The organism is Protofrankia sp. CiP3, from assembly GCF_917627345.1.
Classification (GTDB): Bacteria; Actinomycetota; Actinomycetes; order Frankiales; family Frankiaceae; genus Protofrankia.
Genome location: NZ_CAKJTM010000014.1, coordinates 2,081 through 14,254 on the forward strand (window position 1 = coordinate 2,081; position 12,174 = coordinate 14,254).

11 protein-coding genes are annotated in these 12,174 nt (G+C 70.7%); 3 read left to right on the forward strand and 8 right to left on the reverse strand.

The window, feature by feature from the left end:
• Window positions 1-704: 704 nt before the first annotated feature.
• Entirely contained in the window at window positions 705-1,814 is a 1,110-nt protein-coding gene (locus MJ797_RS07740) for an ABC transporter substrate-binding protein (RefSeq protein ID WP_239333214.1), read from the reverse strand.
• 496 nt (window positions 1,815-2,310) lie between these two features.
• On the opposite strand from MJ797_RS07740, the gene MJ797_RS07745 reads away from it, so the two are divergent.
• Both MJ797_RS07745 and MJ797_RS07750 read left to right on the forward strand, forming a co-directional pair.
• The gene (locus MJ797_RS07745) at window positions 2,311-3,735 is read left to right on the forward strand and encodes an MFS transporter (protein ID WP_239333216.1); all 1,425 of its coding nucleotides are present in this window, start codon (window positions 2,311-2,313) and stop codon (window positions 3,733-3,735) included.
• An 80-nt stretch (window positions 3,736-3,815) separates the two neighbouring features.
• On the forward strand, window positions 3,816-4,928 hold the full coding sequence (locus MJ797_RS07750) for a M14 family metallopeptidase (protein ID WP_239333218.1): 1,113 nt from the start codon (window positions 3,816-3,818) through the stop codon (window positions 4,926-4,928).
• Between the two features lie 57 nt (window positions 4,929-4,985).
• On the opposite strand, the gene MJ797_RS07755 is transcribed toward MJ797_RS07750, so the two are convergent.
• From MJ797_RS07755 to MJ797_RS07780, 6 genes are all read right to left on the reverse strand, one after another.
• Complete coding sequence (locus MJ797_RS07755; protein ID WP_239333220.1) at window positions 4,986-6,176, reverse strand: hypothetical protein; 1,191 nt, start codon at window positions 6,174-6,176, stop codon at window positions 4,986-4,988.
• On the reverse strand, window positions 6,173-7,258 hold the full coding sequence (locus MJ797_RS07760; protein ID WP_239333222.1) for an aspartate-semialdehyde dehydrogenase: 1,086 nt from the start codon (window positions 7,256-7,258) through the stop codon (window positions 6,173-6,175). Before MJ797_RS07760 ends, MJ797_RS07755 begins: the two co-directional genes overlap by 4 nt.
• Window positions 7,259-7,307: 49 nt before the next feature.
• Window positions 7,308-8,099: an SDR family NAD(P)-dependent oxidoreductase gene (locus MJ797_RS07765; RefSeq protein ID WP_239333224.1), complete on the reverse strand. Its 792-nt coding sequence runs from the start codon at window positions 8,097-8,099 to the stop codon at window positions 7,308-7,310.
• An 18-nt stretch (window positions 8,100-8,117) separates the two neighbouring features.
• Entirely contained in the window at window positions 8,118-8,972 is an 855-nt protein-coding gene (locus tag MJ797_RS07770; RefSeq protein ID WP_239333226.1) for a hypothetical protein, read from the reverse strand.
• Window positions 8,973-8,975: 3 nt separating this feature from the next.
• On the reverse strand, window positions 8,976-9,770 hold the full coding sequence (locus MJ797_RS07775) for an iron-containing redox enzyme family protein (RefSeq protein ID WP_239333228.1): 795 nt from the start codon (window positions 9,768-9,770) through the stop codon (window positions 8,976-8,978).
• A gap of 115 nt (window positions 9,771-9,885) precedes the next feature.
• Window positions 9,886-10,962 (reverse strand): hypothetical protein, encoded by a 1,077-nt coding sequence (locus tag MJ797_RS07780; RefSeq protein WP_239333230.1) that lies wholly within the window; start codon window positions 10,960-10,962, stop codon window positions 9,886-9,888.
• Between the two features lie 102 nt (window positions 10,963-11,064).
• On the opposite strand from MJ797_RS07780, the gene MJ797_RS07785 reads away from it, so the two are divergent.
• On the forward strand, window positions 11,065-11,229 hold the full coding sequence (locus MJ797_RS07785) for a hypothetical protein (RefSeq protein WP_239333232.1): 165 nt from the start codon (window positions 11,065-11,067) through the stop codon (window positions 11,227-11,229).
• Between the two features lie 43 nt (window positions 11,230-11,272).
• Here MJ797_RS07785 and MJ797_RS07790 read toward each other — a convergent pair.
• On the reverse strand, window positions 11,273-12,174 hold a 902-nt coding region (locus tag MJ797_RS07790), incomplete at its 5' end, for a hypothetical protein (RefSeq protein ID WP_239333234.1).

A 12,174-nucleotide genomic window follows, 5' to 3' on the forward strand; every position in this document is an offset into this window, starting at 1 on the left:
GCAGGCTCCGAGCCTCCACACGGACACGATTGGCACGGGTGCGCCGGCTGGACCAGCAAGAAGGCGAGAGCCCCATGACCTGGCCCTCGTCATGACCTGCACTCCAGGACCGGTCGGCAACCAGAGTTGTCGTGGCGCGGGAGGCTGGCTCCGGTGGTTCGCCGGTCTGGTGGTCTACCGGACTCCCACGGCCTCTCTCCGCTTCCGGGGCGACAGTCGGGGTTGTCGCAGGAGGTCTGTCGTCGAACAGGCGCGGGAACCGCTTGCGCGCTCCCTGTCGCGTGATCCCGAGCGTGCGGCTGATGTCGCCGTAGCTCGCTCCCTCGGTGGCTGCTCGCGCGGCGAGCATCCGTATCTCCGCTTCGATCGACCGTGCGCGTTCGCTCGCGTCGGCCAGCGCGCCAAGCGTGGCCGCGAGCGCATCGTCTGCCGTGCGACAACCATAATTGTCGCTACCACCGGCGACAACTATGGTTGTCGCACAAGATCGTTTTTCAGGCTGCACGCCAGCGCGTGTAGTCACAACAGACTGGCCGGTTAGGGTCACTGATCGCTGGCATGCTGCCCAGCGTCACAGCGCCGCAGGTCAGCCCTTGGTATGCCAGCAGGGCTTGACTTCGCTGTTACCGGTGAACGCTGCCGGTCCGGGCGACGGGCGAGGCCTGCCCGCCGCCCGGTCGCTCGCCACCCGGCAGCGCGTTGCGTCAGGGCTGCGTCGGGCTGAGGATCCCGTCAACCTCGGCGTCGGTGAGGTTGTAGTTGTAGAAGGTGGTGTAGAAGTTCTTGATCTCCTTCGCTATGTCCACGTCGGCAAAGCGGTCGGGGTGCAGGGTCTTGGCCACCCACAGCGGCTGCAGAGCGGACTCGGCGCTGCGCGCGGCCCAGACGAACGCCCCGCGCGGGTTTGTGATCACGTGGTTGTTCCGCACCGCGGCAACGGTCGACCAGCGATCATCCTTGAGGATCTTCTCGCAGGTCGAGTGGTCCCGGCAGATGATGTAGTCCGGATTCCAGGCGAACACGCTCTCGAGTGTCACCGACTTGGCGGTGCCCTCGACCCCGCTGTTCTCCGTGATGGCCACACCGCCGCCCTGCCGTGCCCAGACCTCGGCGATCGTCTTGCTGGCGTCGGTGCTCAACGGGTCGTTCGCCGTGTAGTAGATCTTCGGACGTTTCGCGTCGGGAATGTCCTTCGTGCCCTCAGCGGCACGCTTGAGCGCTCCGTCGTAGAACTCGGTGAACTTCTTCGCCCGCTCCGGCGCGTTCCCGCCGAGCACATCGGCGATGAAGGTGACGCCGTCCTTGAGCTTGTCGGAGTTCGGGAAGCTGGCGACGTCGAGGGCCGGGATCCCCAGATCGGTGATCGTCTTCCGTAGCGTCTCGTTACCGCTGGTCAAGAACACCAGGTCCGGCTTCTGCGCCAGCAGGACCTCGGTGTTCACAGTGGTCGTGTCCGTGCCGAAGACGGCGGTCTTCGCCGCGAGCGGCGGATAGATCTTCTTGAACAGCGGCAGGGTCGTCAGGTTGGTCTCGGTCACGCCAACCTGTCGTTCGATCGCGCCGAGCAGGAAAATGATCTGCGTGACCGCCGGATAGTTGGTGACGATCCGCTTCGGAAGCGTCGGCACCTGAACACTGTTGCCGGACATATCAACGACGGTGTGCCTCGTCGCCTCGGCCGCGGTCGTCTGGGCGGCGGAACCGCTCGGGGTGCTGGTGGTGCCGCCACCACAGGCGGTCAGGGCCAGGAGCGCCAACAGCGCCGCCAGCAGGACGGCGGTGAGGCGACGGTACAGAAAGCGGATAGCTGCCATGTGTGATCGCAGTCCTTGAACGAGTACTTGACAGGGATCTTCGGTCGGCTGAGGGAGTTGTCCGCATGCTGGCGAAGGCCGGTCAGGACTGACCGGCCTCAAGCCGTGGAGGGATGCCATCGCCGCTGACGGCGGCACAGCCCAACGGCGGCACAGCCCAACCTCGAGGGCGCGCGACGCTGCGCTGAGCTCTCAACAAGTCCGCGGATGTTGCCTGTCCTGGGAATATAGACCGTATCCGCGTTACTGGATAGATATTTACAACGAATCTGCGGACTTGCCTCGATGGCGGGCCAGACCCGCCGCCCGGACAGGCTGACCGGTGGAGCTGCCGGTCCGCGAGCCACGGGATCGGCAAGGACGGCGTTTCTGATCCGCAGATACGGAACAAAGTCTAGAGTTCATTCGCATTTACGGAAGTCTCCTGTCGTCGGCTGTTGCCTCTGCCGGACGGATCGCGGCGTAGCGGGAGCTCGAACGAAGGGCTGACGCCATTATGATCGCGGACACCGGGCGCGGCGGGCGGCGTCGCTCCTCCGCCGAGCGGGCCGTGCTCTGGTTGCTGATCGGGTGTGTCCTGCTGGCGTCCTCCGCCTACGGGGTGCTTCTCCTGCTCGGGCCATATGTGAAGTCGCTGGGCGGCAACGAGGCGACCTACGGGGTGCTGTGCGCGGTGGCCGCCCCGGCGGCCGCGGTGGCGCTGCTGCTGTTGCTCCGGTACCCACGCCGGGTCGCGCCGCACCGGCTGCTGGCCGGCGCCTGCCTGCTGTACGCCGCCGCCGCGCTGCTGGCCGCGAGCACCGGTTCGGTGGGCGGGTGGCTCGTCACGGCCAGCATTGTCCTGGGAACAGCCTGGTCGGTGACCTATACCGCGGCGCCGATGATCGCCTCCGACCTGGCGACGGACGCTGATCGGGCCACGCTCATCGGGTACGCGACGGGGACGATCCAGGCCGGCTTCGGGGTCGGGCCGGTGCTCGGCAACGCGCTGCGCCGGGCCGGGCTGTCCTACCAGGAGGTCTTCGTCGCCGGGGCCGGCCTCGCGCTGGCCGCGGCCTTGTTGGTGATCCCGCTGGCGGCATGCCTGCGACGCCTGTCCAGTGCCGGCCACAGCGCGGACGGGGCCCACCATGGCGACGATGCCCTTCCTGTTCCCGGGCCCGGCCCACGGGCGAGCGAGGAACGGGAGCCGGCCCGGACCGAGCCGGCCGTCACAACCACCCGGGCACCACGCCTCCCGCGCTCACCGAGCGTCGTGCCGCTGGCGATGGTCCTGCTGTGCGCCTGCATCTTCACGTCGATGAACAGCTTCCAGACCACTTTCGCCGACAGCCGTGACCTCGACTTCGACCTGTTCTACGTGACGTACACGATCGCGGTCATCGCGGTCCGCCTGGGGCTGTCGCGGTTCCTGCGCGACAGCGCGTCCGACCGGGTCGTCGCGGTGACGACCGTTGGCATGATGGTCGCGGTCACCGCGTTCGTGTTCGTCGGATCGAGCCCGGTGCTGTACTGCCTGGCCTCGCTCGCGCTGGGCTGCACGTACGGCCTCGGGCTGCCCGCGTTCCAGGCCCGTGCCGTCAACCTCGCGGGGCCGGCTGAGCGGGCGCGGATGCTGCCGATGGCGGGGCTGCTGTTCGAGGTCTCCATCCTGGTCTTCCCGCTGGTCGCGGGCGCGATCGTGAGCTCGGGCGGCTATCGCGGCCTGTTCGCGGTGCTCCTCGCCATCACGGCTGTCGTCACCGCGCTCGGCCAGCTCCGCGGACGTCCGTTCGAGCGCTCGCCCACGGGCCGGCCATCGGGCCTGTCCCCGGGCTCCCCCGAGAGCCCGCGGCCGAGCCCGTCCGTGTTCGAGTCGACACACGTGCCGGCGGCGCCATCCGGGCCCACACCGCCACACCCGCGCGGGCACAGCGACTGACGTCCATCCGGAGCGCGGCCGGGGCCGGGGTCATCCAGAACCGGCCGCGAACCGCGCTCACCATCGATCGGGAGGGCCGGATGTACTTCTCCGCCAGCTACGACCAGGCCCGCGGGCGGTTCCTCGCCGCCGCGGCCGGCCGGGACGCGCGCCTGCGGTCGTTCCGCAACGGCACCGGCCTCGGTGCCGCGGGCGAGGAGCTGCGCACCGACGTCGCCTGCCTGGACGGTGCCGCCGGCAGCGGTCCCGGCGATCGCGGCGCGGCGCTGGTGCTGGTCAGCGGGACGCACGGGGCGGAGGGATTCGCCGGCTCCGCCTGCCAGCTCCGTTTCCTGACGGAGTTCGACCCGGCATCCGTCCCCGGGCTGTCGGTCGTGCTGGTACACGCGCTGAACCCCTTCGGTTTCTCGCACCAGCGCCGTGTGGACGAGGACAACGTCGACATCAACCGGAACTTCGTCGACCACGGTCGCGTCCCCGTCAACGAGGGCTACGCCGCGCTGCATCCGCTGCTGCTGCCGGCGGACTGGGGCGGGCCGGCGCAGGCCGCCGCGGACGAGAAGATCCTGCTGCACGTCGCGGAGGCAGGAGAGCGTGCCACCCAGCTCGCCATCACCGCGGGCCAGTACGACCACCCCGACGGCCTGTTCTACGGCGGGACGGCTCCGTGCTGGTCGAACGTGACCTGGCGGTCGATCATCCAGGAGCATCTCGTCGGCTACGACCGGATCGCCTACATCGACCTGCACACCGGGCTCGGGGCGCGGGGCGCGGCCGAACCCATCTTCCGCGGCGGTACCGACGCGGCGGCGCACACCCGGGCCAGGGCCTGGTACGGGCCGGCGCTGACCGATTCCGACGACGGGACGTCCAGCTCGACGCGCATCGGCGGCAACTCGGCCCAGGCGCTGATGGAAGAGCTCCCCGATGTCGAGCTGACCGCCATCACCCTCGAGTTCGGCACCCAGGACGCGCTGACCGTCCTGCGCGCCCTACAGGCCGACAACTGGCTCTGGCAGCGGGGGACCCGGGCCGACGAGGAGCGGGCCGCAGGCATCAGGGCGCTCATGCGCGACGCGTTCGCCCCGGAGGACGACCAGTGGCGCGCCGAGATCCTCGACCGGGGCGGGAAAATGATCGGCCGGGCGGTGGCCGGCCTCACCGGCGCCCCGGCACCCGCGTCACTGAGCTGACAGGCCCAGCGCCCGTGGCCCGGCGTGGTCTGGGGTCCGGTGCGGTCTGGTCCGGCGTCAGTTGCCGGTGACGAGGCGGTGCTGCGCGCGGGCGACCGCGGTCACCTCGGACGGCGGCACCAGGCGCAGGTCGAGCCGTCCGTCGGGGAACATGGTCGTCACGAGCCGCAGGTCGGCGCGGCGCAGGCCGTCCGAGGTCAGGTCACGCAGGACGTCCGCGAGCACGAGGTGGGTGACACCCGCGTCGCGGCCCGCCGCCTCGACGGCCGCGCCATCGGGGGCCGCCTCGTCGACGACCACGACGTCCGGGCCGAGGCGGGCCGGGTCCTCCCGCAGCGCGCGCACCCGCACGGCCGCGCCCGTCCAGACCGCGCCGGTGCGGTGAACGACCACCACACCACCTCTCCCGGCTCCGGCCGAGCCGTCCGCCGCACCGACGACGGAGTGCCAGCGCCCGTCGGGCAGCAGCGAGCGGCAGCGGATCTCGACGCCGTGCCGCGCCGCCCAGGCCACGGCCGAGTGGTGCAGCACCTTCGCGCCGTGCCGGGACATGGCCATCATCGTGTCGTAGTCGATCCGGGCCAGGGTCCGGGCGTCGGGGACCAGCCGCGGGTCGGCGGTGCAGATGCCGGGAGAATCGGAGAAGATCTCGCAGCCGGGCGCGCCCAGCGCGGCCGCGGCGGCGATCGCGGAGAGATCGGAGCTGTTCCGCCCGAGCATCACCGGGCGTCCATCCAGTCCGACGGCCTGCCCGCCGGGCACCACCACCACCCGTCCGGGCTCAACCGCCTTCTCCAGGGCCGCCGCGTCGATCTCGACCAGGTCGGCGTGATGCGGCTCGCCCATCCCGACAAAGCCGGTGTCGGCGGCGGTCAGGGCGTGCGCCGCGAGCCCGGCGTCGCGCAGCGCCGCGGTCATGAGCGCGACGTTGACGATCTCGCCGGTCATCAGCGCGGCGGCGAGCAGCTCCCGGTCGGGATCGGGACTGACCGCGCGCATCTGTACCGAGAGCCGGTCGGTCTCACCGGCCACCGCGCTGACCACCACGACGACGCGGGCCGGCGGCCGCCCGCCGCGCGGGCCGGCGTTGCCCGCAAGGACCCGATCCGCGGCCCGATCCGGGACCTGTCCGGCGGCCCGGCCGGCGAGGCGGCCGACGACGTGCCGGGCGATCACCCGGTGCGCGCCAGGGGACACGAACGACGCGCCGCCGAACTTGAGGACGAGCGGCTCCGGCTCCCCGCTCATGCCCACGACGCCTCGGCCGCCAGCCGCGCGATCTCCAACGCCGTCAGTGCGGCGCCGACGACCAGGTTGTCGGCGACCACCCACAGCAGCAGCGAGCACGGGTCATCCGGGTCGGCGCGGACCCGCCCCACGTGGACGAGCGCGCTGCTCCGCGGGGACGCGCACACCTGCCGCGGCATCGGATAGCCCTCGTCCGCGCCGTACACTCGCAGCCCAGGGGCGGTGCGCAGGACATCGAGCGCGTCCCCGGCGTCGACCGGCCCGTCGAAGGTGACGTGCACCGCCTCGGAGTGCCCGTTGACGACGGGGACGCGCACCGCCGTGGCGGCTACCCGAAGCTCTGGCAGGTTGAGAATCTTGCGTGGCTCGCGGCGTAGCTTGTGCTCCTCGTGTGAGATCCCGTCGTCGTCGCGCAGGCCGATCTCGGGTACCAGACTGAACGCCAGCGGCTGCCCGAACCGGCCCGGCGCGCCGACGGGCGGCCCGACGGTCGCACCGACAGGCGGCCCGGTGAGCAACCCGGCGGACGGCTCACTGTCCAGGATCGTGCGCGACGTCGCCGCCAGCTCGTCGAGGCCGCGCAGGCCGCCGCCGGATGCTGCCTGGTAGGTGGCCACGATCAGCCGTTCCAGCCCGCCGAGCGCCCGCAGCGGGTGCAGCGCACGGACAAGCTGGATCGTCGAGCAGTTCGGGACGGACACGATCCCGCGGGCCGGCCGGGTGGCCATCGTCTGCGGGTTCACCTGCGGGACCACCAGGGGGACGTCGTCCTCCATCCGGAACGCCGAGCTGTTGTCGACGACCAGCGCGCCGGCCGCGGCAACGACCGGGCCGAGCTCCCGGCTGATCGGCGCCCCAGCGCTGAAGATTGCCAGGTCGATCCCGGACGGGTCGAAGTCGTCCAGCGCGACGACATCCTCGATCTTCAGTGACAGTCCGTACTCGACGGCGAGGTTCCGCCCGGCGGAGCCCGCGGACGCGACCGGGACCACCCGCCCAAGGCCTGGCAGAACACCGGAGCCGAGCAGTTCCAGGCATTGTTTGCCGACGACGCCCGTCGCGCCGATGACGGCGATGTCCACTGTTGTCGTCCTCTCTCGCGCCGCTTCGGCGCCGCTGTGTCCGTGCTGGTCAGCTCGTGCCGACCGCGATCTCGTCGGCGAACCGGGCGTCGAGGTCGACCCAGCCGCCGTCGGCGAACAGCACCTCACCGGTGACGTAGGTGGCGGCGTCGGAGGCCAGGAACACCGCCGGCCCCGCGATCTCCGCCGGCCGGGCCCAGCGCCCGAGCGCCACCTTCTCCGCGTACGCGCCCGCCCACGCCTTGCTGGCCCGGATGGGCTCGGTCAGCGCCGTCTCGACCGGGCCGGGCGCGATCGCGTTGACCCGCACCCCGGACGGCCCGAGCTCGGCGGCGAGGACGCGGACCATCTGGGCCAGCGCGGCCTTCGTCCCGGCGTAGATCACCTGCCCGGGCTCGACCACCCGGCTGCTGATCGAGGAGATCACGATGATGCTGCCGTGGCCCTGCGCGGACATGATCCGGCCCGCCCCGCGCAGGACGTGGAAGCCGCCGCGCAGGTTCACGTCGGTGACGGCCTCGAACTCGGCGTCGGTGTACTCGACCAACGGCTTCCTGATGTTGATCCCGGGGGTGCCGACCGCCACATCGAGCCGGCCGTGCTCGGCGGCGGCCTTGGCCAGCATGGTGTTGACGTCCGCGGACCTGCGCACGTCGACCACGCTCGCTTCGGCCCGGCCGCCGGCTGTCTCGATCATGCTTACGGTCTCCGTGACGCCCGCGCTGTCCAGGTCGGCGCAGGCAACGAACGCGCCGTTCTCAGCGAAGGCGATCGCGATCGCCCGGCCGATGCCCGACGCCGCGCCCACGACCGCGGTGATCCTGCCTTCGAGTCCCAACATCCCTGCTCCCGTTCGGCTCTACTGTTGTGTGGCGCTCCGGTGCCGCTGGCTGAAGCCGTCGAGGATCGCCTGGATGGTCTGTTCGGACCGGACGTGGACCATGCAGAGGATCCGGTCGCCGGGCCGGGTGTGCCGCGCAAAGTGGGTGTTGACCAGGTCGTCGTCGCTGGTGGGACGGGTGCGGTACAGGTCCGTCGGCACACCGATCCCGGCGAGCCGTCCCGACCGGCGGTCGAACGGCGCGCCCGGCGCGACCGCCCGCGCCACCCGCGCGGCAAGCTCGCTGATCCGGGCGTCGCGTCGCTCCCGCCGCGGATCCGGGTAGAGCGCCGCGCCCGGCAGCCGCCCGTAGGCACGCATCGCGCAGTAGGCGACGGGGTTGTAGGTGCGCAGCACGCTGATCCGCGGGAACTCCGTCGTGCTCACGACGTCGTCGAGCAGCGCCAGCCAGCTCGCGCTGAACGCGGCACCGCCCCGCAGGTCCCGGGCGACGAACTGGACACCGATGTGCAGGAACCGCTCGCCGTCGGCCGTCGATGCCCAGCTCGCACCCAGTACTGCGACCGGACGTCCGCCGCCAGCCCCCCGGTCATCGAGCCCGGCGCCGGCGCTGGTATCAGCACTGGCGTCGAGGCAGACGACGAGGTGCTCGGCGGAGCGGAACAGCTCGGGGCGGGCGGCGAAAAGCGCGTCCATCCGCAGGTCGGGCAGGGCCGTCGCCAGGCCGGCCTTGAGCCAGGCGTCCGCCGCCGGGTCAAGCGGGTTCCGGCCGGCGGAGAAGCGCAGCAGGCTGGCATCGGCTCTGGTCGGCGCCGGGCCGCTCGGCACGCGGCCGGTCGGGACCGCACCGGTCGGGAGGCTGGTGGCGGACACCGTTCAGACGACCCCGGCGGCCAGGGTCCGGCCCGCCTCGACCGCGTCCGCCGGCTCGGCCACCACGTGCCGGTAGAGTTCGATGAAGTAGGCCACCCAGAGGCTGGCGACGATGGTGACGTGCTCGATCACCCGTGCCTCGTCCTCGGGCGCGTTCACCAGGGAGGCCAGGACCTCCCAGACGAACGTGGCGTGCTCGTCCTCGATGTCGGTGCCGACGTGGCGGCGGGCCCCGGCGAGCTTCTCCCGGCCCAGCGCCTGCTCCAGATTCTTCACCCAGGACGGCTGGGTCTTCGTCGTCACGTACTCGACGAAGTAGACGCTGCACAGCAAGGCCAGCGGCGTTCCCTCGAACTCCATGCTGTACTGCAGGTAGCCGGTGAGCAGCTTGGTGGACGGGAACGGCTCGGTGGCGTAGATCTCGGCCTTGGTGACGCCCACCTTGGCCAGGTCACCGGCGAACCACTCGTCGTGGAGCATCTCGTCCTCGACGTAGTGCGCCCATTGGGCGCCCCGGATGGGGTCGCGCTTGGTGAAGTAGCCGATGGCCAGCGCGTCGATGGTCCGCTTGCGGCGCAGCCGCAGGATCGTCTCGATGTTGTGGCGCTTGTAGTACTCGAGGTTGATGTCCGTCCCGGACAGCTGATGGTCCGCGTACGGGACCTCGGCGTAAAACCTCTTGATCTTGTCGTCGAGCAGGTCGTCGACCTGGGCGCGCAGATCCGCTCCGGTGGTGGACGGCCGGGCGGCCGCGGCGGCTCGCGGCTCACCGAACCAGTCGCGCGGGTTGTCGTCCATCGAGGGCTCCTCTCGGGGGTTCGGTCCGGCGCTGCGGCGCGGGGCGCGTGACTACGGGGGCGCGCGGTGGTACGAGGCGCGGAGTCATTGGGCTTGTGGGGTGTTGGGCTGTAGGTCAGCAGCCGCAGTCCGGAGTACGCCGCCGCGGCAGCCGCCGGGCCGGTACGGGGCCGGCGACGGTGCTCCCGTCCTTGTCCGTCATGACGGTGTCGGCGCAGGTGAACGTGAGCGCGTACCGGGTCGTGGGGGTCAGGCCGAAACCCAGGTGCACCACGCCGTTGCTCGCGCCGTACATCTCGTTGAGGCCGCAGTTGCCGGTCTGCTGGCGCAGCACCGGGTTGAGGCCGATACCGAACTCCCACACGATCCGGTAGGCGTCGTCCGCGGCGTAGAGGTCGGTCAGGACAGCGACCGCGCGTTTCGCCGCCGGCTCGGCCGGGCGGGCGTCCGTCACCATGCCGTCGGCCAGGTCGAGGATCACCGGGCTCTCACGCAGGACGTCGAGGTCCTCGAACAGGCTGGCCTGCTCCGCGAGGCACTCCGGGTCGTCGCCACGGTGCACGATCGGCGCACCGTACAGCGTGACCGACCCGTTCAGGCCGAGCCGGTGCGAGGTGTCGAAAAGATACAGCCCGGTCGGCGCCGCGCTGGCCTCACCCGACGGCGCGATCTGCTGCTCGCCGGGGGCCAGCGGGCCGGCCTGCTGGTTCCACTCGTAGTCGCCAGAGACGGTGAAGGTCGCGGACGTCGACTCGCCCGGCGCGGTCAGCCGCACGAACGGGGTCTCGCTCAGCGCGGCGAACAACTGGTCCGCCCGCGCCTCGAGGGCGACCGGGTCGGTCTGCTCCACCACGGTCAGAAAGTAGGCGACCTGGGCGTCGGTCACGGGCGTCGACCCGCAGGGCATGACCACCACCCGCCGGGTCGGGCCGATCGCGGCGGACTCGGGCGAGGTGACGAAACGGTCCGGGCAGACCACGAAGATGTCGGCGTCGGCCGGGCACCGGCCGGAGAGCAGGACGGCCTCGAGGGATTCACCGGTGTCGATCGCGCCGATCCCGCAGTGCCGGTACCGGGTGCTCGGCGCGAGCACGAAATCCTCGACCCGGTTGGTCTGGGTGAGCAGCAGGAATGTCTCGCTGGGGCTCCCGAACTCGCGGTGCCGATCGGGATGCACGACGAACTGGGTCACAGGGCCACCCCCGGGCTCGGGAAATGTACGGAGAAATTTATGGAGAAATGTGCGTTGGCTATGCGGCGACAATAATTTGTGTGCGCTGATGCCCGCATAACAGTGCGCGGGGCGGAAATCGATCTGGGCCGGGTCGGCCCGGTCAAAGCCGGCCCGGCCCAGTCGACGGCATCAGCCGAGGAGGGTGCCCAGGTAGCGGTCGTTCTTCTTGACGTTGATCTTCTTCTGCTGCTCCATGCTGGTCACCTCCTTTATCTCATCCCGTAGGGTCAGGCGGTCAACGAGCCGGGCAATGCGCTCGCCGCGCCGATCAGCTGGCCAGGCCGACCGGAGTCTGGGACGGCGCCACCGTGACCTCGCGGCCCGGGGTGCCGAGCAGGATGTCACCCTTGTCGTTGGCGACGACGGTACCGGGGGCGATGATGTCGAGGTGGTACTGCGTGAACGGGGTGAGCCCGATTCCCCAGTGCAGACACCCGTTCGCGGCGCCGAAGACCTCGTTCATCGCGTGGTTCCCGGTGAGCAGTTCGTGCGTGGTGTTGACGGCGTGACCGATCTCCCACACGAGCCGGTAGCGGGAGTCGACCAGGAAAAGCGCCTCGAGCATCTCGACAGCCCCCCGGCCGCCTGAGTCGGTGGCGGTTAGGCGGGTTATCTCGCCGTCCTCCACGATAGCGATGACCGGATGACTGTGCAACGGCCAGAGTTCGCCGTGAATGCGCTTCTGGTCACGCCGAGAGAATGACGGGACACCAGCGTGAAGAATCGGGTACCCGCCAATGACGATCTCGCCGTCGAGCGGGAGGCGCAGGTATTCCCCGAACTCCCTGATATCAATCGGCAGCACACTGATCTCCCCGCCCGGGACGATCTGCTGCTCACCCCAGTCCACCCGCCCGGCCTGCTGGTTCCACACCAGCTCCCGATCCCACAGCCGCAGACGCGCCGTGGTGCCGAACCGCTCGTCCCGGTACTCGAGCGCATCGCCGCGTTCGGCCAACGCGAAGAAGCGGTCGGAGAACGCCTCCTGCGCGTCCGGGTCGGTGGCTTCCACGCAGCGCAGGAAATGCTCCAGTGCCGCGTGGTCGGTGGGAGTGGAGTTACACGCCATGCCGAGCAGCTTCCGGCGCGGGCCGAGCACGTCCTGCGGGGGTGACTCGAAGAAGCAGTCGGGCGACATCACCAGCACGTGCGCCTGCGCCGGGACGTCCT

Coding starts and splice junctions, on each gene's coding strand:
- MJ797_RS07755 (WP_239333220.1), bottom strand. CDS start 6,176: ATGAGCGGGGAGCCGGAGCCGCTCGTCCTCAAGTTCGGCGGCGCGTCG.
- MJ797_RS07745 (WP_239333216.1), top strand. CDS start 2,311: ATGATCGCGGACACCGGGCGCGGCGGGCGGCGTCGCTCCTCCGCCGAG.
- MJ797_RS07765 (WP_239333224.1), bottom strand. CDS start 8,099: ATGTTGGGACTCGAAGGCAGGATCACCGCGGTCGTGGGCGCGGCGTCG.
- MJ797_RS07750 (WP_239333218.1), top strand. CDS start 3,816: ATGTACTTCTCCGCCAGCTACGACCAGGCCCGCGGGCGGTTCCTCGCC.
- MJ797_RS07775 (WP_239333228.1), bottom strand. CDS start 9,770: ATGGACGACAACCCGCGCGACTGGTTCGGTGAGCCGCGAGCCGCCGCG.
- MJ797_RS07740 (WP_239333214.1), bottom strand. CDS start 1,814: ATGGCAGCTATCCGCTTTCTGTACCGTCGCCTCACCGCCGTCCTGCTG.